At 50.5% G+C, this 22,782-nt stretch carries 19 protein-coding genes; 5 read left to right on the top strand and 14 right to left on the bottom strand.

The window, feature by feature from the left end; genetic code table 11:
• Positions 1–679 precede the first annotated feature (679 nt).
• From HOV93_RS12005 to HOV93_RS12045, 9 genes are all read right to left on the bottom strand, one after another.
• The gene (locus HOV93_RS12005) at positions 680–1,108 is read right to left on the bottom strand and encodes a GreA/GreB family elongation factor (protein WP_315853394.1); all 429 of its coding nucleotides are present in this window, start codon (positions 1,106–1,108) and stop codon (positions 680–682) included.
• A 274-nt stretch (positions 1,109–1,382) separates the two neighbouring features.
• Positions 1,383–2,777: a sigma-54-dependent transcriptional regulator gene (locus HOV93_RS12010; protein ID WP_207396742.1), complete on the bottom strand. Its 1,395-nt coding sequence runs from the start codon at positions 2,775–2,777 to the stop codon at positions 1,383–1,385.
• 11 nt (positions 2,778–2,788) lie between these two features.
• Positions 2,789–4,036: a sensor histidine kinase gene (locus HOV93_RS12015; protein WP_207396743.1), complete on the bottom strand. Its 1,248-nt coding sequence runs from the start codon at positions 4,034–4,036 to the stop codon at positions 2,789–2,791.
• 83 nt (positions 4,037–4,119) lie between these two features.
• The gene (locus HOV93_RS12020; RefSeq protein ID WP_207396744.1) at positions 4,120–4,263 is read right to left on the bottom strand and encodes a hypothetical protein; all 144 of its coding nucleotides are present in this window, start codon (positions 4,261–4,263) and stop codon (positions 4,120–4,122) included.
• Positions 4,264–4,570: 307 nt separating this feature from the next.
• Positions 4,571–5,074 carry a carbonic anhydrase gene (locus tag HOV93_RS12025; protein WP_235990281.1) on the bottom strand — a complete coding sequence of 168 codons (504 nt, stop codon included), beginning with the start codon at positions 5,072–5,074 and terminating at the stop codon, positions 4,571–4,573.
• Positions 5,075–5,217: 143 nt separating this feature from the next.
• Complete coding sequence (locus tag HOV93_RS12030) at positions 5,218–7,152, bottom strand: SulP family inorganic anion transporter (RefSeq protein WP_207396746.1); 1,935 nt, start codon at positions 7,150–7,152, stop codon at positions 5,218–5,220.
• A gap of 8 nt (positions 7,153–7,160) precedes the next feature.
• Positions 7,161–8,411 (bottom strand): proton-conducting transporter transmembrane domain-containing protein, encoded by a 1,251-nt coding sequence (locus HOV93_RS12035; protein WP_315853395.1) that lies wholly within the window; start codon positions 8,409–8,411, stop codon positions 7,161–7,163.
• Between the two features lie 182 nt (positions 8,412–8,593).
• Positions 8,594–10,033: a proton-conducting transporter transmembrane domain-containing protein gene (locus tag HOV93_RS12040; protein ID WP_207396748.1), complete on the bottom strand. Its 1,440-nt coding sequence runs from the start codon at positions 10,031–10,033 to the stop codon at positions 8,594–8,596.
• Entirely contained in the window at positions 10,030–13,116 is a 3,087-nt protein-coding gene (locus HOV93_RS12045) for a DUF2309 domain-containing protein (protein WP_207396749.1), read from the bottom strand. The genes HOV93_RS12040 and HOV93_RS12045 overlap by 4 nt, the downstream gene beginning before the upstream one ends.
• A gap of 339 nt (positions 13,117–13,455) precedes the next feature.
• Between HOV93_RS12045 and HOV93_RS12050 the strand changes: the two genes are divergently transcribed.
• From HOV93_RS12050 to HOV93_RS12065, 4 genes are all read left to right on the top strand, one after another.
• Positions 13,456–14,124, top strand: a complete 669-nt coding sequence (locus HOV93_RS12050; protein WP_207396750.1) for a carbonic anhydrase — start codon at positions 13,456–13,458, stop codon at positions 14,122–14,124.
• Between the two features lie 282 nt (positions 14,125–14,406).
• Positions 14,407–15,627, top strand: a complete 1,221-nt coding sequence (locus tag HOV93_RS12055) for a sensor histidine kinase (protein ID WP_207396751.1) — start codon at positions 14,407–14,409, stop codon at positions 15,625–15,627.
• A gap of 4 nt (positions 15,628–15,631) precedes the next feature.
• Positions 15,632–16,993: a sigma-54-dependent transcriptional regulator gene (locus tag HOV93_RS12060; RefSeq protein WP_207396752.1), complete on the top strand. Its 1,362-nt coding sequence runs from the start codon at positions 15,632–15,634 to the stop codon at positions 16,991–16,993.
• 108 nt (positions 16,994–17,101) lie between these two features.
• Positions 17,102–17,434: a zinc ribbon domain-containing protein YjdM gene (locus tag HOV93_RS12065; protein ID WP_207396753.1), complete on the top strand. Its 333-nt coding sequence runs from the start codon at positions 17,102–17,104 to the stop codon at positions 17,432–17,434.
• Between the two features lie 253 nt (positions 17,435–17,687).
• Here HOV93_RS12065 and HOV93_RS12070 read toward each other — a convergent pair whose 3' ends face one another.
• From HOV93_RS12070 to HOV93_RS12085, 4 genes are all read right to left on the bottom strand, one after another.
• On the bottom strand, positions 17,688–18,077 hold the full coding sequence (locus HOV93_RS12070; protein WP_207396754.1) for a DUF202 domain-containing protein: 390 nt from the start codon (positions 18,075–18,077) through the stop codon (positions 17,688–17,690).
• Complete coding sequence (locus HOV93_RS12075; RefSeq protein ID WP_207396755.1) at positions 18,070–18,315, bottom strand: hypothetical protein; 246 nt, start codon at positions 18,313–18,315, stop codon at positions 18,070–18,072. The genes HOV93_RS12070 and HOV93_RS12075 overlap by 8 nt, the downstream gene beginning before the upstream one ends.
• Entirely contained in the window at positions 18,312–19,748 is a 1,437-nt protein-coding gene (locus tag HOV93_RS12080) for a YeiH family protein (protein ID WP_235990248.1), read from the bottom strand. Before HOV93_RS12080 ends, HOV93_RS12075 begins: the two co-directional genes overlap by 4 nt.
• Positions 19,749–19,825: 77 nt before the next feature.
• The gene (locus tag HOV93_RS12085) at positions 19,826–20,302 is read right to left on the bottom strand and encodes a MarR family winged helix-turn-helix transcriptional regulator (protein WP_207396876.1); all 477 of its coding nucleotides are present in this window, start codon (positions 20,300–20,302) and stop codon (positions 19,826–19,828) included.
• Positions 20,303–20,495: 193 nt separating this feature from the next.
• Between HOV93_RS12085 and HOV93_RS12090 the strand changes: the two genes are divergently transcribed.
• Positions 20,496–21,920 carry an FAD/NAD(P)-binding protein gene (locus tag HOV93_RS12090; protein ID WP_207396756.1) on the top strand — a complete coding sequence of 475 codons (1,425 nt, stop codon included), beginning with the start codon at positions 20,496–20,498 and terminating at the stop codon, positions 21,918–21,920.
• A gap of 70 nt (positions 21,921–21,990) precedes the next feature.
• Here the strand turns inward: HOV93_RS12090 and HOV93_RS12095 are convergent, their stop codons facing one another.
• A complete protein-coding gene (locus tag HOV93_RS12095) occupies positions 21,991–22,770 on the bottom strand; it encodes a HoxN/HupN/NixA family nickel/cobalt transporter (RefSeq protein WP_207396757.1) in 780 nt (259 codons plus the stop codon).
• Positions 22,771–22,782 lie beyond the last annotated feature (12 nt).

Below are 22,782 nucleotides of genomic sequence, written 5' to 3' on the forward strand. Positions count from 1 at the left end.
TCTACCAATTTGAAGAATTCTAGCTTGATCGTCGGTCCAAGCAACTCGACTTATCGACGTTAAAATTAGACGACCTCAGCAATTTGGCCATCCAGTTGGTTACTATCAGGCCGTCATGTTGGGCGGTAATACCAAAATCTCTTCAACATCGGATCGATTTGCGACTTGCTATATGATCAAAATAACACCACAAGAGGCATGTTCAGCACCTCGTCGTGGCTAGATCGAAAATGAATTGAGCATGGGCAAGTCTGCCGGTAAAAAAGCAGCGGTTACGCGCTATCGTCTATAGATTTTCTGCCCAGAGCTTGGTGTAGTTGCCGTAAAACATCAGGCGGGCTGAAGCCATGCTGGTGGCAAACGTAGCGTAGAGACTTCCCTGCACAGTGGCTATCTATTCCCAGTCTCTCAAACACAGGACCAGTTTCCGGATGTTCGATTAGCCACTCAGGAATACTTGTGTCGAGGTCGCAATCCATACCTAGATGGTAACATACGACCATTGCGAAGCGACGGAATAAAAATTCACATCGCAAAAGACTAAGTTATGTCGGAGGCTTCACTGCTTTCGCAATCCGCTTTCCGTTGTAAAAACGGAAGCCCTTTAGCCTCATCATTCACTGATGAACATCTAAGCTATGATGCGCCACGGCAATGGCACGCTTCTCCAATTTGATTGCTAAAGTGTTGTCTCTAATCGCGAATCTGGAGCTAAAACTTCCTCGATCTCAACTTTGACATTTCCGCTGGGAACTGGCCAAGTAACAACATCACCAACTCTTTGTCCAAGAATAGCAGTCCCGATTGGCGCAAGGACTGACAGCTTGCCTTCGATGATATTGGCTTCTCTGGGAAAGACCAAAGTGAATACATCGACTTCGTGAGAACTGACGTCGCGCAGACGAACGATAGAGTGCATTGTGACTACGTCACGAGGAATTTTTCCTGATTCGACAATCTCGGCGATATCCAATTCGCCTCGGAGATCTTTTAGATAGGGCTTTTGTGACAATGCCAGGGCAAAACTATCGTTCAGTAAGGCCACCAGGCGTCTATAGTCTCCATCTGTCAAAATGATGTGTTTGGTCGGCTTCTTTTTTTGTATCACAATTTTGCTCCTCGGTGACCCTGTATTCCGTCTTGAAAAGGAGAGACCCTCCCCGGCCCACATCCCACGCGAAACTGGCATGAAGCAGTACCAAGCGGGTCACTATCCCTAAGAGATAAATGCAATTCAGAGACCAATCAAACAGATTCTATAAGGCGAATGCCTTTCCCCTGCTCATTGAGTGCTACTGGGTGATTGATCGAACATTTATATAGGCGATGATCTTTCGCAAGCGACAACAGCGGTTGTCAGTAACAAGCTCAGATGACAGCGGCTATTCCCGAAAATCAGCCGCGAGAATACCGTGTTTCTTCAGCAGCTTATGAATTCCCTGCCGAGAGACACCCGCTTGTTCTGCCGCAAGCGACACATTTCCGTTGAATTTTGTCAGAAGGAGAGTCAGGTATTTGTAGTCCGCATTATCTAACGCGGCCTCCCTAGAGACTTCTCCGACGACTGTCTCCACAACGCGACCAGGTCGCTTTTCTCGAAGCGGTTTGGGGAGATCCTCGATCTCGATCTGGTCTCTCTGAGTCAAGGTAATCGTTCGCTCGATAACGTTGCGCAATTCTCGAATATTGCCCGGCCAGTCGTACTCCCGAAACCGCTCGAGCACTTCTGCAGAAAACCGAGTTGGTCCCCCATCCCTGACCCACAAGCTTTTGAGAAAGTGATGTGCGAGAAGAATTACGTCGTCACCGCGTTCTCGAAGTGCGGGTAACTCTAGGTGGATTACGCCCAGACGATAGAAAAGGTCGCGTCGAAATCTTCCAGCCATGATTTCGGATTCCAGATTGCGATTAGTTGCACAAATGAATCGTGCGTCGAACGGGATGGGCGTTGTTGCTCCCACCGGTGTATAGGCTCGCTCCTGAACTGCACGCAACAGTTTGGCCTGTAAAGGAAGCAGTAATTCGCCCAATTCATCGAAGAAAACAGTTCCTTTCTGGCTACGCCCTAGCAGACCCTCTTGGTCGGCGACGGCCCCGGTGAACGATCCCTTGCGATGTCCAAACACAATTGACTCAAATAAATTCTCAGGAATCGCCGTGCAATCGATTACTTGAAACGGATAATCGCCTCTCGAGCTTCTGTCATGGATGGCACGCGCGACGACTTCTTTGCCGGTCCCGCTCTCACCGGTAATCAAAACATTGGTATTGGTGAGGGCAACTCGATCGATAACCTCTAAAACCTCAAGCATCGAGTCGCTCTGGGCGATGACTTCTGGAAATGCCTCTGAAAGGGCATTGCGATCGCCCCTTAATTCCGACCGTTGCGATGTCCCTCCTGATCGTTCCAAAACCCGCTGGATGCAGGCAATCAAGTCATTGAACTTGACCGGCTTGAGAAGGTAGTCCGCAATTCCTAGTCGTACGCTTTCGATCGCTGTAGGCAATGAGGGCACGCCAGTGACGACAACGAGAGGTACATCCGGCCATTTATCACGTCCTTCTTGCAATAATTCGAGCTTGAGATTGCCCGGCATATTCAGATCCGAAAGAATCAGGTCAAATCGCTCTTCAGCCAGATATTTCAGAGCTGTCTTAGCATCCGAGACACAGCGACACTCGAACCCTGCCTTCTTCAGCAGTTCTCCTGTAGTAATCAAGAACAACGGTTCGTCGTCAGCTACGAGAATTCTCTTTATCGTATCGATTGCCTGCATTCCCAATCTTCCTATGACCTCACATTGCTGGAGGAAATGCTATTTCCCTGGGTCAGTTCATCGATCGCTCGGGGCAAAATCAACTCGAACTCGCTTCCGGCATGCAGAGTACTTTGCACATGGATTTCTCCTCCCATCGCTTCGACTAGGCTGCGCGAAACAGAAAGACCGAGTCCCAGCCCCTCGCGGCTAGTGTTCGACTTAGTACTAAAAAACGGATCAAAAATATACGGCAGCACCTCAGGGGCGATCCCTTCTCCTTGATCTAAGACCGATAAGACGACTTTATCAGGGGTTGTCGCGTACAGGATAGTAACGGTGTCCCCACAGTCCGATGCCTGAATAGCATTGCAAACTAGGTTGAAGAGGATCTGTTTTAGCTCTCCCTCGCGTAGGAATACCTGGGTAGATTCCAATGCACCGGAGGAAACTCCGGACTTCATCCGATGATCGACCCAGACGTTCGCCTTCCGCAAAACGGGTTCCAGCAGTGCCAGTACTTCTTCAATGACACGTGTAATGTCGAAAGCACGGATTGCCTGTTGGCTAGGACGGTAAAGCTGGTACATCTGATGCGTGATCGCGCTGATGCGTTCGATCTCGTTGTCTATCAAATCCAGCAGTCCCGCATGCTCGTGCTCGTCGGAAACGCCAGAGCGGAACAGAGCAAATGCATTGCGTATTCCTGCCAAGGGATTGTTAACTTCATGGGCTACTCCTGCGGCAAGTTGCCCCAGAGCTGCGAGCTTTTCCATCTGGAGTCGTTGCTTTTCCAGTTCCGCGACTTGCGCGGTTCGTTCCTGCACAAGTTGCTCAAGATGTCGATTGTGAATGCGCAATTCTTCTCGAAGCTGATGTCGCTCGGTAACGTCCCGGATGCTCGTACGAAATCCGAGATGTGTTCCCGATGCGTCAAACATGGGCTGCCATGAAATCGCCATCCAACGCTGCACATCCTCTTGATGCGTTGCCAGGAACTCGACATCGTTTCCGCTCCCACCTTCAATAGCCTCTCGCATTACGCGAGCCATCTGCGGACGATAACTTGGTTCAACCAATGGAAGAGGATAATCCTCCATCGAAAGACATTCGCCAGGGGCAACGCCGGTCATCCTTTGAACTGCAGCGTTTACCCACTGCAATTTACCGTTAGGTGCATGCCAACTCTCCCAATCATAGGTACAGTCTGCGATAGCGCGAAAGATGGGGCTCTTCTCCAGAGCCCCACCGTGTTCTGAGAACAAATGAGGGCTTTCCATATCGTTGTTATACTGCTTAGCTCCCTGCCGCTGCTAATTTTTAAAGAGGACTCGAGTAACCAATAATTCCAGAGGCAGACAGACTAGCCGAAGCTGCGGAAGTAGATCGCTAAACCAAACGTGATTAGCAGGACCAAGTGCACCAGCAGAGATCCCCATAGACCGAGTGGATTAGTTTGCTGGGCCGGAGTTGAACGTTTGGGCTGGATGATGTGTGGATATCCCATCAAACGGTCTCCTTTGAATCAGGTGACAGAATCTATTGACGAACCCAACACAGCAACAAGCAATCGATATGCCATATTACTAAAAGCCGGCCAATATGGTGTTTTAGGCAGATAACCTGTCGCCCGCAAGCGTCAGTGTCGCTCAGTGGCGACACTGCTACGAGCTTGTCCGCAATAGCTTAAGTGCCAGCCCGAGCGTCCTCGTGAGAAGACAGGCCGCATAAACTTAGCCGCCAGGCAATATGCCTGACAGTCTTATGCCGGGCTTCGGCAGAAAAAAGAAATGCCGTATTGCGATAAGTTCCACCTAAATAGCGGCTAAACATCCACTAATAGGATCGTATGCACTAACGCGTGCCGTGTCGTCGTTAACGATCCATGCATGCACTTGTAATAACTGAGATTCAAGCCTGTCAAGGACAAATGGATGGGAACAAAGGTGCTCAATTTGGAATAGTGTGTGTTCGCAAATCATTGCCTTAACGCGAGCTTCACCACAATATTTAGGGTATGCCTGATTCACTACCTGAAGGGTCGTCTTTTCAAAGTGAGCACGCATTCCACTTGAGTCGGGCGCGTCGGGATAGTTCAGCCAATAGGGAATGACTCCACATCCTAGGTGTCCGCAAATAATCACGTGTTTGATTGCGTGTTGTGAAAAAGCAAATTCGATATCTGCAATCACAGAATTCCCAGCGTAATCATCTGCTGGACGAATCGATGCTGCAAGATGTTGGAGCACGAGGAATCGTCCTGGACGGGCGAATGAAACGTTGTTGGGCGCCGCTCCCTGGTCGGAGCACGCAATCATCAACGTGTCTGTCTCAGCACAATTCGCCGAGATATGAAAGTCTTCCGTCGAACCGAAGTACTCGGCTGGAAGTTGGTGGAGAGATCGATCAAGTGTAATCACAGCAGTGTCCCATTTAATGGGTTTCGAGAAATCGGCCGAAGCTAAACTTCAGTCGATTCCCGTTGAATAATTTCGATGGAATCGATGAAGGCATGTACGTGGCCATCGGTCAGGACATCTCTCCGGACAATGCTAAGAACATTCTCACGTATCTGAGGATGCAGAACGATTTCCATGCGAACCAGAGATGTCGACGCAGGCGAGCTACATGGGACGATTGAAAAAATAGTTGCCCCAAGATTCGTAAGCTTATCTTCTATTTGAGCAAGACATTTTGACTCCGTAGTGAAGGCAACGCGTTGCATCCTGGCAAGCTTCCGTTTTCTAGTCGCATGAATATCACTTGAAAGAGGGTGCAACGTGCCAAGTCCTCGAATATCAAGCTGCAGCCCATCTTGCTCAAAGTCGCGCCGAACTTCTTCTAATTTCTCCATCACACTATGATCAATTAGCTGGATACCAGATACGTCAATCACCAGATTACGCTGCTGAACGAGCCCTATCTGTTCAATCTGATGACGAAAAGGAAGCCAGTTGCTGAATACGGCCGATTCACGGGCAAGGATCAAGCTTGTGTTGTCGTTAATCTCTTGAACTTCGATATACGGTTTAAATAGCGATCGTAACGAAACTCCATTGGCGAGATGAATCGTCATTTTTAGCAAGATTCCCACAGCGACGCCTATCAGCAAATCGGTCGCTAGAACGACTACTAAAGTCGTCACAAAGATGGCAAGCTGTTCTTTGCCGATGCGGTAAACATAAATGAATTCGTTCGGATGCGCGAGACGGTAGCCGGTGTAAATTAACATTGCGGCAAGCGCTGCCAATGGGATTCTGTGCAAGTAAAAAGGGATTAAAGCAACACACGTCAGTAAGAACACCCCATGCCAGAAATCAGCGAATCGTGTTCTCGCGCCGTTATCAATATTGGCTTTAGATCGCACGATCTCAGAGATCATTGGCAATCCACCCACAAACGATGCGCAAAGGTTCCCAACTCCGATAGCAATCAGATCGCGATTCATATCGGTCTTACGCTTCCATGGGTCGAGAAGATCGATCGCCTTGGCGCTTAGTACCGATTCTAGGCTACCTATGATGAAGAACATTAGCACCCATTTCCAAGCTTTGGGCTGCATCAATACGGGAAACTCGGGAAACGTAATGTCATTGAACAAGCCAAATACCTTGTCTGGCATCATGACAAGGTACTGCTCGCTGAGTTGGTATTGATGTCCCTGCAGCGTGTAAGAATGCTCGTGCAAAAGGTCGAAGCCAATGCCCATCGGAATGGCAACCAGCAGCACTACGACCGGGGCGGGAACCTTTTTCAGAAATGCAACGCGCCCGGCTAGTAACGGCCAGAGAAACATAATCAACAAACTGAATATGCCGATGGCCGCTATTGCCGGATTCGCTTCCAACACGTAGTGCGGAATTTCTTGGATCATCTCCATGGGATCGCCTCCGGCGGAGACACCTAAGGCAATAGGAATCTGCTTGACGATGATGATAATGCCGATCGCCGCCAACATACCGTGCACAACCGACACGGGGAAAAACTCGCCCAGGATTCCTCCGCGAAACAGACCAAACCCTATCTGAATGACTGCCGCGGCTACACCAACCGCCAGAGCGGCCTTGTACGCAGCCAAGTCTGTCTCCGTCCAACCGCCTGTCATTCCATCGCCGCCGAAATCTTGAATACAGCCAATAGCGATCACGATTAGTCCGGCAGCCGGCCCTTTTATAGTCAGCTCACTGTTGCTGATGAATGTCGTTAGAAAAGAACCAATAATCGCCGTGAAGATACCCGCGATCGGTGGAAATCCACAGGCAAGCGAGATCCCCAGGCAAAGGGGAAGTGCGATCAGAAAGACTAGCAATCCGGAGACGAAGTCGTGGGGAAAGTATTTGAGAAATGCAGAGGCATTTCCACGTGGGACATCATTGGCTGGTGTTTTGTCAGGCATGGATTGACTCACCGACGTGATTGGGAAACGGAAGAGCGTTTTGTGGTTGGATTTGAAATCGTCTCGCTCGCACCGGTGTGGGCAGTATCGGAGTGCGAATCTGTTTCATCGACGCCGCGTAACTTGATTAATTCTGTCGCGGCGTGATATCGCGATTGGACTCCCGGTTGAGGAAACAATCCCCCACCGATGATCAATACTGCCATGATCAATATCGTTATGCGTTCAGGTGGTCGGCATACGAGAGATACCGTGGCCAAGTGGCGTGAGCCGGTAAAAACGTGAAAGTAAGCTCTAACGACAGCAATACCGTTCAACGCAGCCACCAAGACCACCGCAAAACCAACCATTGGATAGACGTCAATCACACCTTCTATAAGTAACTCGGTACCGATGAATCCTATCGTCCCAGGGAACCCAATCGAAGCCAGTCCAGTAAGGAGAAACATGTTGGCAAGAAATGGAGTGTGTTCATAAAGCCCGTGAAACCCATCAAGTGAAAGTCTGCCGGTTCGCGCTTCAACGGATCTTAACGCTAAGCCGAATCCCATGAGCGAGATTCCTACAGAAAGCCAGACGCATAACGCTCCGGCCAAACCAATCGGCGTTGCCATTTCCAGCCCGACCAGCACCAAGGATGAATGACTTAAAAAAAGATAGCAAAAGAATCGCCGCGATTCGTGTTGGATCAGTGCCATGCCCGCAGAATAGATCGCAGTTATCAAAGATAAGACCGCGATACTTTGCAGTGCCCACACCGGGGCAATCGGGAACACGAGACGCATCACGACATAGGCACCAGCCATCGGAGTAACGAACAAGATGGCCGTGCCGAAGGTCGCTTTCTCAAAAAGATCTGTCATCCAGCAGTGTAAGGGACAAATACCGCTACGAATCAATGCGCCCGCCGTAAGGAGACACCCCGCCAGGATTGGAGGATTGGCCGCTGTCGCATCAGCCCCTACCAAAAGCTGTCCCACGACCAACAGTCCCACGAACAGACCCATATGCAATAAGTACACACGCGTTGATTGACGACGGTTTCGCAACTCGATCCACGGAGGAATTATTCCGATGGCCATCAGCAAAATGATTATCCAAGGTTCACGACAGCCAAGCGTCGCAAGCAGTACTGATTCCGAAAACAGCGTCCACCCGAATGAAAAACGATTTACTTTCGTCCGAAGTGTTGTCAGCACGGTGGCGAGATAGAGCAAGGCCCCCAGAGGCAAAAGTGGAGCACTTAGCTGGTCGACCACAAATGCATCATTCGGAAAGAACAGTTGAAAGACGTCCCACCGATCGTGTGCCACGAAGGAATGCAGCGTCGTGAAATCGATCCATTCTCCGCAGGAACTCAAGAGTGTCAGACAACAAATCACGACACTCACCCGACGGGCTTGGTCGCGATCTTTCAACCATGAAACCCATATTGCCCCAACTAAGGGCAGCAGGACCGCCAAGCCCAGCCAGGGCATGTGTAGCTCTGGCATTTCGCTACGTCCTCCAACGAATCCCTATACGGAGCAATGCGATCAGACTCTCGCGAGTCCGTGCCAGAAATAAAGTTTGTCCAACGTCTCTCCATGGAATCGCAAAACTGAAAGGTGTTTATGAATGGATAGACAATCCAGCGATTCAGTAAGGGGTCTAGAAAACCACGATCGAGTGCAAATCTATATAACCACAATTGAAACGAGGAGGTTGATGGGGAACGACTGGACTTGTCGCCACTCAGGTGTGTCCCTACCGCATTCTCCAACATTCGATAATCCTTCAAGATGGAAGGGGCACGCAGGAGTTGCAGCGTTCGCAAGCAGGCATGGCCGATCATGTGAATCAGGGCTATGTATCGCAGGCCGAGGCCAATTTCGACCGTAATGATTCCAACCTGGGTCAACGATGCGAAAGCCAGAGCATTCTTCACATCACTTTGAGCGCGGGACACAATGGCCCCAAACAATGCCGTCACTAATCCGAACAAGACAACCACGATTTGTAACGGAAACGAGACATCGAGTAATGGGCTCACTCGAAGCAAGAGAAACACTCCCAGATGTACGGACAATGCCCCGTAAAAGATGGCACTGGATGGCGTAGGTCCTTCCATCGCACGAGGTATCCAGCCGGAAAATGGCACCATTCCTGATTTCCCTGCAGCCGCGAGAAGCAAAAGCAATCCAACTAAAAGTGCCGAAGTGGAATCGATCGCGGCAGCTCCTTCGGGCCATTGTCCGCCTCCCATCAATCGGTCGAAGTCCCCTGCTCCGGTCAGGTGATGCATCGTTAAAGCGGCGATCAGAAATGCGGCATCGGCAATGCGATAGGTGGCCCAGACCCGAAGTCCGTTGCGAACAGGAGCAGGCCGTTCATGGAAATAGGCGACAAGCAACGCAGACGACAAACCGACCAGTTCCCAACCGAAAAATAAGGTCTCGATGGTGCCGGCCAACGAAGAGACCACCATTCCCAACAAAAACAATGCATAGAGTAAGAAAAAGCGACTGTAGCCTCGATCACGATGCAGATAAACGGAAGCGAACGCCCCGACGGTACCGCATAACACAAACGACAAAATCGCAAAGGGTACCGATAGGCGATCGAAAACAAACTTCAGATGGAAGTGAAAATGCTCTTGGGGTATCGAAACCCAGTTTCCAAATTCGATTGGGACATGACGCGATCCTGAAGCCAGCATTACCACCAGAATGCCGATGGCAGCTGTTAATCCGGCGATCACGCTGATTTTTGTTAGCCACGACTGACTTACTTCACTTAAGCGTATCCCAATCAAGAGCGGCAGACCGAGTACGATCAATAAGACGCTCGGACTAGCTACCACAATCACGCCCAGGGCATGTAAAACCGATTCGACGTTCATTCCCGACTCTCTGTTTCTGCAATCGAGAAAAATGGTAGGTTCACACGTGATCCTCGATAGCACTCCAGAGAAGATGCCGCTTGAGGTAGATCGGTAGCGCCAACTTCATACGGTTCGAATTGACCATTCCTATAAAGTTGTACTTTGGACGTGTCTGCATCGATAACCGCCAAATGGATCCAATTGCCTCCGCACAGTCGGCCGATGTTCTTGTTACGATGCAGAATCGAAAGCATGGCCTCCGGGGTTGATTCAATCACGAACAGTATTCGTAGCGGCTCGTGGATTTCCACCATCTGCTGATAGAGGCCGGTTCTTAAATCACTGACAGAGCCTTCCATAACGCCTAACAGCGAAACAATATTGTGAGGCAACTTCGATCCGGAACCGTATACTTCATGATCAACCCTTGAAAAGTAATACTCTAGGTTGATGCCAGCACAAACAGGAATCGCCGCCGCAAGAATACGGGCAAGAATGGAGTGTTCTTCGTCGTCCTGGGTCGGGTCGTACGAGGTAAGGAATGCGCGGCGATCGAGGAACATCCCTCGTGACCAGTCGCGTCTTCCCACAATGCAAAGGGCGTTGGTGGCGTGATTGTATTCTGGTCGAGCTTGCGAGATATCTTGCGTACGAGATTCGACGTGCCGAATGGCCTCTCGAGGGGAGATGGATAGCGGTGCGGATATAAACCGTCGGCAGCGTTCATGAGCATTTCGACCACGCGCCGCCTCGATGGCTTCACGAGCGACCTCGAAATCACGACGATGCGACGAGGGCATCGTGTCCAGATCAAAGAATATGACAGAGTCATCGCACGTGTTGTGATATGCACCAACGAACACGGTATTATCTGGAATGGAGATTCCCATTTCCTGAACTTTGGTACGTACTCGCCAGTCATTAGCCATCCGTGCAAATGCTCTGGCATTCGGGCCACCTCGCTTACCCGCGCATGCCCCGCAGCAGTAGGCCGACTCGTGGGGGTTGTTGAGGCTAGATGAGCCATGCCCGCAGACGATAAATAGTCGTGAAAACGCTTCTGGTTTGGTTACCCCGATATCCTGCAATAATCGGACAACGACATCAGCCATTTCGTCGCAAGTGAACCCAACGTGTCCGTTTTCCGGGCCGGGATCTTCCTCGTAACGCTCTAATTGAAGTGTCGTAACAGGAGGAGGCTGAACAAACCTCCCCAAACGATTTCTAATTCGAGCCGTCAAATGGGGAAAAAGAACGCCGGTGACCAGTGGAGCAGTGGCCAGCGATCCGACGATGCCGGCAAAAATGCCCCCGAGAAATGTTCGGCTGCGGGTATGGAAGGCGTGGCTCGCCAGTCCGAGTCTTCGTCTTAACTCGGCCCGCTCTCGATGCATTCCTTCAAATGTGTATCCAACGTCTTCCCGAACGTAGTGACTCGGAGTAATTACGTTCGGACACAGCGGATTGTAGAAACTATCTGCTGCCCCTCGATAGTAGATGGCCACTGCGAAAAATCCTGCGGCGCCAAATGTTTCACAAGCAGGATGAACTTCTTCAAGGTGTCGCCGAAAGGACTCTTCTCGATCGTCAATGCAAGTTAGGACCTGGAAATCTGGACGATGATGCTTTGGTTCAGCATCTAGTTTGTTAAGGGCTTGCGTGTGGTTCACGAAAGCATCTAATGCCTCGCGACGGTATTTTCGCTCGAATGCCTCGTGATAGATCCGACGTCGCTCAATGGAGGTAAAACCATCGACTTCATCATGCAGTTCTCGCCACTGGTCTTTTGTCAGTGTCCTTAACTGCCGTGGTTGCCAACCTAGCTTCTGAGCTACTTGAAACAAAAGAAACGAACGGCCTTCCACGCTCATCGACCGAGGTAGTGACGATTTTGTTCGAGCAAGCTGCAACACTTCCGAAACGCTTCTGCGTACCCCAGTTAACTCTCGACCAACATTGATGATGGCAAATCGCTCAAGAAGCAGTTTAATAGCAAATAACCCGAGCAAAGAATCTTGGGGAATTGAATGAACCATTGGTCCAACTCCCGACTCCAACTGCCAAATCATTCCGGCCCATCCCCGCAGGCTGAGCAATGTCTGGATCACGAATTCTTCGCGCTCGTCGTCAAGAATTCCCATTTCGCCGAGCGACTCTTCGATCGATGCTTCCGGTGTAACACCAGAACTTTGCAATCGACGCAACTCTACCGAGAGCTCTTGTAACCATTGATCGGCAAAACAGTGCTTTTGCGAATACAGTATCAGGAATGCTTCATAAAAGCCCTTTTCACGATTAGGCAATTCCCAGTCGGAATACCCCTGATCGATGTAGGCCGCACAAAATCGGATTAATAGATCTTGCTCTTCGCCATCAATGTCATAACCCAATGCTTTTAACAGCAGGTCGCGTGGGCGTACATAATTATGGAGTGCAAAAGGCGGAGGAGTGGATTGGACGGCGTCACGGCAGATTTGCCACAGCAGGTGTAAGGAAAACGTCTCCCACCGAGAATCTTCCCATAGCGTAAGGTTCTCTCCGAACTTGGCCATCAAGTGAGTCAGGATCTTATTGGGTTGGCTTTCAGAGTGTTCCTCGTGATGTAGCCACTGACGTGTACCGGCGATAATGTGATTGCGAAGGTTTATGGGGACTTCCGCGCGAAACCGATCTAGCACATCGGTTTCCTTGAGAACCCACTGTAATTCCGCATCGGCTCCGACGGGAACAGGATGGCAAAGAATCGCGAAACGAATTTCCCCGCGGGTTCCTAGCCCATTGATTCGTTCGTAATCGTGTTCGCCGAGATCTTCCTTCAAAACGGCTTGGATGTCTTCAGTTGTGATGCGACCATCCTGAAACAACTGCCGATATTCTTGCTCCGGCAAATAGGGGTGAGCACCGTATCGTACCGAGCCCGCTTTGACAGCTTCATGAAAGTCCAGATCTTCAAACGCGTGGAGCGTATTGTGATGGACAAAGACTTCAATCGGTCCTTGAGACGGTAAAAGGTGAGCGGCATGCTCGACCAACGAACGTATCCCGGAGTATCCAGAATGGTCGTCGACCGTCTTGGTCGTAGATTCAATGGTGCGTTCCAAAGCGAAATCGGCCCTGGGCTAACATGTCTATACAAATTGGAGGTGGGGCTAGGCGATCCATGCCTCTAGTGGGGAGGTGGGGCAATCGCAAGGATCGTTGATCAGATATGCAATGGGCATGCCGGAAGAAGTGTGGAACGCTTGCTGCAGGGAATGTGATCAACAAGAATCTTCTGCTAAATAGAGGTTAGACTAAACTTTTGCCCCCAGAAAACGCAAACAAGGAGGCCAATCCTGACTTGAATGGATAGAATCTGAGTACGCGTATCACGCAATATTCTGCAGGTCGAGTGCAAGTATTTGCACTTGACCGACTTTTTGGAACAAAGGAATCGACCGATGCAGCAGTTAGTCCAAGGAATTCATCGTTTTCAGCGAGAGCAATTCAGTCACGACAAAAAGCTATTTGAAACGCTTGTCGAGGGGCAGCACCCGCTGGCATTATTCATCACTTGTTCTGACTCACGAATTGATCCTAGTCGCCTTACTCAAACCAAACCTGGCGAGTTGTTCATTCAAAGAACCGCCGGAAACATTGTCCCCCCCTATGGGTCAATTCTTGGCGGTGAAGCGGCAACAATTGAGTATGCGGTCACCGCGCTCAAAGTTCGCGACATTGTCATATGTGGACATTCTCACTGTGGCGCAATGGCCGGTCTCCTGTCACCAGAAGCGGTCAGTAATATGCCGGCGGTGCGGGCCTACCTTCAGCACGCGGAAGCGACGCGTCGAATCGTTGAAGAAAACTATTCCCACCTACTTTCCGACCCCGCCAAAAGGCTTACCCTTACAGTAGAAGAAAACGTCTTGGTTCAACTAGAGAGTTTGAGAACCCATCCCTCAGTTGCGGCGGCAATCGGTCGAGGAGACTTAAAACTGCATGGCTGGGTCTATAAGTTTGAGACCGGCGACGTTTTTGCTTTTGACCCCGATCAGAGTCAGTTTTTACCTCTTCAAGATGTCGCTTCTCCTGTTAGCGAACAGCAACGAATACTTCCGCCAATCTAGAAGACGGTCTCTTAAACTTTGAGATCGCCCAGTTGCTTGGCCGCGTGGAGTTCTTGTGGAATATTGGCTACTGCATTGCTTGGGACTATTGGCACCAATGGTTGAATTGTTGTCCTATAACACGCTGCCCTACCTGCTTTAATGTTTCGAAATAAACCAGCAAGTACCGTTAAAACTTACCGACTCCTCATTGCGGGATTATTGCTTCTCAGTTTGGCTGCCTTAGCAATTACCCTTTGGACAATGGCAGACTTTCTCCGGGAGCAGGAGATCGTCGAGGAGTTGACACGAAAACTGCCTCGCGATTCGACAGCTACCGCTAAAGAACTGGTGGTGGAATTGGGATGGCAATTTCGTCTTTCCATACTCGTCGTTCTCAATTTGATTGCCACAGGAATGGCATTAGCTTTGTTATCTCGTGCATATCGCACTTCCCAAGAGTCATTACGTGATTTCAAGGCCCTGACAGGGCACATACTCAGCAGTATCGATCAGGCCGTAATCACAACCAATCTTGATGGCATCGTAACCAGCATTAATCGTCAGGGGTTAGAACTGCTCGATTCCAAACTCGACTACGTGAATCGGCACATAGCAGCACTCTCGACAGAATTTGCTCTCGATCAGTTTTTAGCGGACTGGCAACTGGAAAAATCGGCATCCATGACCTGCGATTTTCATTCAATCAAGAACGGAAGAACGGTTCGGGCAGCATGTCAAACATTGAATGACTTTGAGGGAAAGGAGATTGGAAATGTCTTGCAGCTGCGTGATGTAACCGAACGTGTCTTGATGGAAGAGCGAATGCGGCGAATGGAACGCTACATGGGGCTTGGGTCTTTAGCAGCGGGGCTTCATCATGAAATTCGAAACCCACTCGCGGCTCTGTCATTGCATGCACAGCTGCTAGAAGAGCAACTTGAAGAGGACCAAGTATCCGAAGAGATACAGCAGATGTTAGCGGTTATCAAAACGGAAATGACACGAATTGGAGGCGTTTTAGAGGGCTTCCGCGACTTTGCCTCTATGGATAATCTAAGGCTCGAACCGGTCAACCTCGTCAAGCTTATTCAGCGGCAAGTTGATTTGGCAACTCCCCAAGCCAGACAGCAAGAGATCGATGTTTGCTGTCACCTGCCGGAATCCCCTTTGCCAAATCTCTTGGCAGATCTTGTACGTTTGGAACAGGTTTTGCTGAACTTGCTGGTCAACGCGATGCAAGCCATGCCTAGCGGAGGTACGCTTTCCATCGCAGTGTCGGAAACGCCCGACTCCGTCCGTATCGAAATATCGGATACAGGCGGTGGTATCCCCGAAAACCTCCATGATCGCGTGTTCGATGCCTATTTTACGACCAAGAGTGAAGGAACCGGACTGGGACTTGCCTTTTGCGACAAGATCGTCCGACAGCATAGCGGTAGCATCGATTTTTATTGCAACAATAGTGGAACTACCTTCGTGGTGACGTTGCCCATCCAACAAGTTCCTTCTCTTCCGGACTAGTACCATGCAGGAAGCATTTCGCATTTTGATCGTCGAGGACGAACCGAATATCCGCACCGGTTTGGCCAAGGGGCTCGAAAAAGAAGTGGACGGCATCAGCACCGTTGGCAGCGTCAATGAGGCGCTCGAAGAATTTGACGCCGGGAATTTCCAGATCGTAATTGCCGATGTTCGATTGCCAGGAGATCGCGATGGATTGGAGCTTTTGTCTCTGATCCGGCAGCGGAAACCTGATACGACAATGATCATGATCACCGCTCACGGTACGGTCGAGATGGCGGTCGATGCGATGCGAAGAGGTGCCTTCGACTTTATTACCAAGCCGGTTGACCTAAACCTAATTCGCCACCAGATCGCCAAGGCTGTCGAACATCACCGCTTGCAGACCGAAAATAAGTTTCTGAAAGATCGGTTGGCTGAGGCTGGCGAACTACCGAATATCATCGGGAACAGTCGCTCTCTGAACGATGTGCTGCTTCAGATCCGACAGGTTGCAGATACCGATGCCACAGTTCTCATTCAAGGCGAAAGTGGTACAGGCAAAGAATTGATTGCCAGGGCCATCCACGATCTGAGCAAACGTTCCCTATTTCCATTCGTGCCAATCAACCTTGGTGCATTGCCAGAAACTTTGCTGGAAAGCGAACTGTTTGGGCACGAAAAAGGAGCATTTACAGGGGCCTCTCGCCAAAAACCTGGCTGCTTCGAACAATCCATGCAAGGGACTCTGTTTCTCGACGAGATAACCGAAATTCCGATGAAGAGTCAGGTCGACCTGCTGCGTGTACTCGAAACGGGACAGTTCACAAGGGTAGGCGGAGAAGCAACACTTTCGTCCGATGTGCGTATCGTATCGGCCACGAACAGGGACATACCTCAACTTGTGGAAGATGGAACTTTTCGAGAGGATCTCTTTTACCGGCTGAACATCATTCCTATTGAAGTGCCGCCTTTGCGACAGCGTCGCGAGGATATTCCTCTTCTAATCGACCACTTCCTAAATCACTTTTGCGTGAGACATCATCGATCACCCAAAGCCGTCGACAACGAGGCTCTGCAGGTTCTCATGTCATTTAACTGGCCTGGGAACGTTCGCCAGCTTCGCAATGTGATTGAACGCTTGGTCGTCACCGTAAGCGGTAATAGCATCTCTTCAGCGAATCTCCCTGCCGAACTAAGTGCGATCGAGAGGAATTCGTCCACTGGCGAAATACTCTCATTGGCAGAGGTTACGGAAACTGCCGAAAAGGAAGCAATCCTGATTACTCTAGCGGTAAACGATTTTCACCGAGAGCAAACCGCAAAAGTACTTGGAGTTAGCGTTCGTACGTTACATTACAAGATGAGTCGTTACGGTTTGCATTAACGAATAAGAATCGCTTAGCAGACATCAACCTTGGCATTCGATCTCGATTCCAGTGACACGTATCTTCAATAATCGCGAAACAAGGCGACATTAACGAGTAATCAATTCATGAGTGAACTGCCAAATTGCCCTCAATGCGATGGTGAATTTACCTATCAAGACGGACCAATTCTCGTCTGCCCGACGTGCGCCCATGAATGGACGCCGGCCGACGATGCGGCGGACGCTGCCGATGATGGAACAAGAGATGCAAACGGAAACATGCTCCAGAGCGGTGACACAGTTATCGTTATCAAAGACCTAAAATTTAAAGGAGGTGTCGTGAAAGGCGGCACCAAGGTGAAGAACATCCGAGTTGTCGAAGGAGACCACGACATCGACTGCAAGATCGAAGGAATAGGCGCCATGGCTCTGAAGTCCGAATTCGTGAAGAAGGCGTGAACTGCCTGATTCGTTCGGTTGTGCCCATCATTGCCACACCTAGAGGGGCCAATTGTGAGACATTATCCGACACCACTCAATCGCTTCAGGGGCGTCAGTCTAAGAGGGTTTGGTTCAATCGCATCACATAACTTTCCTTGGCAGAACCACTTGCCGGAGGGCCATTCTAAAAACAGATTTCACGGAAAGCACTTATGTGATTGGGTACGGATTACGCAGGCATGAAAGAGTGACATATTCCCCGTGGTGAAGATCAAGGTATCGGCGCGTCTTGCAAAATAAACGAAGCGGTCAGGACGACGGCAACAGCAAGTAGATTGCAGAAAATCATTAGCACCCACCATGGTAGCGAGCTTCGGGCCGAAGACTGACAGTGTTTGGTTCCGCGAGCGTAGCCTGCGAATCCGACCGTGAATGAGAGCATGGCGACAAAAACCATCGTCATTCCTAGGCAAGCCACTGCCCATCTTGGCTCGGCGTTCGGCATTACCTTGGCGATTGCCAGACCTGTCGCCATGGATGCTAAGCCGGTGCGGATCCACGCCGAGCAAGTCCGTTCTTCTGCCATCAGCGCCCGATCAACTCCTGTCATCGGACCTTGGTCTCCTAAAGGACTGGTCAGAGTGTTGTTATCACTATTCATGCGTCGCATCATCCAAAAGTTGTTTGGTTCGCTGCCGCTGCAATATCTCTTCCATGACTTCGAGCTCAGTGTAATACATGGCGCTGGGATCGATACCTTGCTGGTCGAGCCATTGCAGATGCTTGCTCATCTCAGACTGACGGGCGTATGCTGGCAAAATTACCAGCCACACGACCGCCACCGAGGCAATGGCAAGCCCCAGATACAACCACTTTTTCGTTTGGGAACTGAGCATCATGGTGCCACTGACGTTGGAAAGATCACTTTGAACATCAAGTAGGCCATGATTAGGGTCAGGCACAAGTTCAACGTTTGTCCGCACACGTACAGAATTAACGGCTTGCCACCCTGAAGTTGCGGAAGAAGTTGTTTGAAATTTGTCTCCAGACCGATACACACAAACGCGAGGCAGAACAGCCATCCTCGCATCGTTTTAGTGGAGTCCTTAATCATGGCATCGACCAATTCTGGGCCGGCGGTCAATACAGAGTAGAGGACGGAGAACAGGATGGACATCGCTACAAAGCCCAACACAAACTTTGGGAACCGATACCAGATTTCTGAGATCCCTACACTCGGTGCCGATGCGTCACGTTCGACATACGTGACCCAATAAATCGCGACACAAAACGCGGTCACGCCGATCAAGATATTCTGGATCATCTTTACGGTCGCGGCGACCTCTAACGCTTCGTCTCCTAACGCGGCACCCGCGGCGGCAACCGCGCCGGTAGAATCGATCGTGCCGCCTAGCCAAGCACCACCTAGAATCGGATCCATGCCTGTCGCTTTGATGATGGCCGGAAGAACGATCATCATGATCACCGTGAAGCTAAGTGACATGCCGATTGCCAGCGATAGCTCTTCCTTCTTGGCCTTACAGGCAGCCGCGGTTGCGATCGCCGCTGAAACGCCGCACACCGACATATCGGCCGAGATTACCATGTTGAGCGACCGCGACGGTAACTTCAAATACTTCTGTCCAAACCAATAGGTTGTAATCAGAACGATAGGCGTTACGACCCAGGCAACAAACACGCCGGGCAGACCGAGGGCCAACAATCGGCTCATGAGAACCTCCGCACCCAGCAGCACCAATCCAGTTTTGATGAAAAACTCGGTCATAATTGCCGGTCGAAGAAAAGCTGGCGTCCCAATCGTGTTGCTGACAATCAGACCGACCAATAGTGCCCACAATGCATACTCCAGATTGTAGGCCTTGAGAACGCTTTGTCCTGCCATGACGTAAGCGAGAGCGGCGAGCAAAAAGACGCTAGGAAACCCAATCAAAAATCCTTGAACCGACTTGCCGCGAATTCCCATTGCGGCCGCGAAAAGTGCCAGCAAGACCAGAAAGATTCCGCCAATGCCAATCAGCTTTCCGCTGATCGAATTCAGTGGATTCGTATCCCAGGATCCAGGCTTAGCGAGATACGATTTCAATGGGCTTACGACCTTCAGCGGTTCACCCAGCTCAATGCTTTCGATCAGGCCCGTCGGGCGACCGAACCAGACGGCGGCAAAGGCGAGCGATAATAAAAGGGCTCCGCACCATATTGCCCACCAATCTTCGTTCGTTCGCATATCTGTCCACAGACTAGGACGAGAAGGTGGGAGGTCTAGCGAGTCTTCTTCGTTTTCAGGTGGTATAGAGGCTGGGGGAGTGCTCATCGTGATACTCTCTTATTAGGCGGGGGAGACAAAGGCTATCGTTCGGTCGGGCTTCGCGCTACCGGCAAAGGCGTTTATTATTTGTCAGCATTCTTGATGCTTTCACGAACTAGCTGCAACAAATGGATCAACTCCTTTTTGTCCTTCTGCTTGAGACCTTTGAGCAATGTGTTCTCAAAGTCGCGAAGTTCCTCGCTGGCGGGTCCCACTAGATCGCGGCCCTTCTCAGTGATTGCGACATAAACAGTACGTCGGTCCGTTTCAGAGCGACTGCGGGTAACCAGGTCACGAATTAACAAGCGATCAACCAGCGCTGTCACTGCAGGCACGATCTGAACTAGACGCTCGCCGATCTCTCCACATGTTAGCGGGCGGTTTTCCATATCCAGGATCCGCAACAGGTTGTACTGCGAAAAAGTCAATTCGCGTTGGCGAAAGAACTGAGAAAGCTGATTGTCTAATTGGTCGCCGGTACGTGCTAGGCTAACAACCACCTCTTGAGAAACGCTGGCAAATGGTTGGCATCGTTTCAGTTCGTGATAAAGATTTTCCATCAAATTGAGCTTGTCTGAAGGTGGGGCGGAATAAAGGGGCAGGAGACAATACTTCCGTTGACGGATAATAATCTTATGCATAAAATAAAAACCGATCAAGCGATCCTGGATCGTTTTTTGAAATTCGCAATGGTGAATTCCCTCGCATTGCGGGTTTCTTCTTTTTTTCTCCCCTGCCTTCAATTGGCCTGCCATGCAAACCATCGCTATCATCGGAGGCGGCTTCAGCGGAACGTTGGCAGCCGTTAACCTCACTCGCTTTGCCAACTCACCACATCGCATTGTCATTATCAACTCAGGCCGCCCATTCGGTCGGGGTACGGCGTATGGTACGACCCGCGACGAGCATTTGCTGAATGTTGCTGCTCGAAATATGTCTGCTTTTCCAGACCATCCCAATCACTTCGTTGAATGGCTGAGATCTCGGTGCGACTTCGATAATCTGAAGGACGAGGTCCTTCGCGAGAAGTTCATTCCCCGCCGTATCTATGGCGACTATGTTCGCGGACTCGCCACGCACTACTTGGGAGGGGCTGATCCTCGTAGTCAGGTCGAGTGCCAGGTCGTCGAGGATTCCGCGATCGATATCGAGCCCCGTGGCCAAAATGGTGGCATAGTGGTTCTGGCGCAAAGGGGGCCTATCGAAGCTAATGCGATCTTGCTGGCCACCGGTAACCAACCACCATCAGGGCTTCCGGGTAGTGCAAAACTGGCCAGCGATCGTCGTTATTGTGCCAATCCTTGGATGAATTGGCATGAAGAAATTCCCAGTGACGACAAGCATATCGTGATTCTCGGAACCGGTTTGACTGCCGTTGACGTTATCGTGACTTTAAGAAACAAAGGATGGAACGGCAAGATAACCGCGATCTCCCGCAACGGCATTCTGCCCCAGCGTCATTTTCGCGGCATTGAATGGCCGACAGCGATTCCCGACGATGGTCAAACGCGAACGTTGAAGGAACTAGTCAAGCTGATTCGGCAAGATTGCGAGCGATTGCGAAATGCCAGCCAAAATCCCGCCATTGCGGTCGACAAACTCCGGAGCCGAACGCAGGAACTATGGCGTGCTCTGTCAGTTGAGGAAAAGCGTTTATTCCTGACAAAATACGCTGCCGACTGGAATGCGATCAGGCATCGCATCGCCGGGCCGATCCACGATGCGATTACCGATGCGTTGGACTGCGGACAGTTAACCATCACGTCGGCACGAATCGAGTCACTTGCTGCAGGCGAATCTTCTATCGAGGTTCGTTTGGCCACCGGCGAGAATGGTCCTGCAGTGATCAACGGTGATTTTGTAATCAATTGCACCGGCCCTAAGTCGCGGTTTTCCGACTCGCAGATTCCGCTCTATAGCAACCTTTTCAATCGTGGCTTGGCCAAGCCGGATGGGATGGACATGGGCATCGAAATCACGGATGACTTTGCCGTTATTGTTGGCGACAGCCTTCCCTCATCCTGCCTTTACGCAATCGGACCAATTTTAAAGGGAACCCTTTGGGAAACCGTTGCCGTCCCGGAACTCCGACAGCAAGCAATGTCGGTCGCTCAGACTATCCTGAAACAAAAACCGATTCGCTGGTCCACCCAAGACACGATCGAGTACTGTATTTAATCTACTCCCATCTCACGGCGATTCTTAGCGTGATACACCCGCCAGGGACGATTTTGTTGCTTCGTTTGTGTTAGTGAATATGACCCCCTGGATTGGGATCATTCAACAGGCAGACAACGTAGTAGAGCCCTATGCCGAGGATTAAGAACGCACGGATGTGTGACCAAGGTAGATGTTTTGCTTGGTGGGAATACTTTGCCAACCGATCTCCGAATAGCTGAAGACAAACGCCTACGATGGAGAGCGATGTCGCAATTCCAGCTGCGAAGAGGGCGATAATTAAATAAGAAACCCAGGGCTGCCCAGTAGAAAGGCCAGTGAAGTAGGCAGCCAAGGCCGACGGACAAGGAAGTAGGCCCACAGCAATCCCCAAGATGGCCGTTGCCGAAAAACTGCTTTTGGGTTCGACTTCAGTATAGGTGGGTTCCGACGTAACGTTCGCAGGTGCTTCCAGGCTAACCAGGTTATTAGAATCGCAACAATGGTCGTGTTCGTGGTGATGACAGCAGGTTGACTTCTTGCCTGTCACTGCTCTCCACAGCATCCAAGTTCCCACGCTGAGCACCAATACCGCGCTGATCCATTGAAGAACATCTGAAACAAGGGTCTCGTGATAGTGATCGCCTGCCACGATGTGGTGTGCCAAGTGAACGGCGAAAGCGATCGCTATTAACGAACAGGAGTGCGACAATGCGGTACTCACTCCCATGATCACCGGATGCCAGAGACTCCGCTTGCTTTCCGCAAGGTAGACAAGCATTGCTGTCTTGCCATGGCCAGGTTCTAGGGCGTGAAAAGCGCCCAGCATGAATGCCAAGCCAAGCGTCATTTCGTGGGTGTGGTTATGCATACTGTGATCCAA

The sequence above is a fragment of the Bremerella alba genome, assembly GCF_013618625.1.
GTDB lineage: Bacteria > Planctomycetota > Planctomycetia > Pirellulales > Pirellulaceae > Bremerella > Bremerella alba.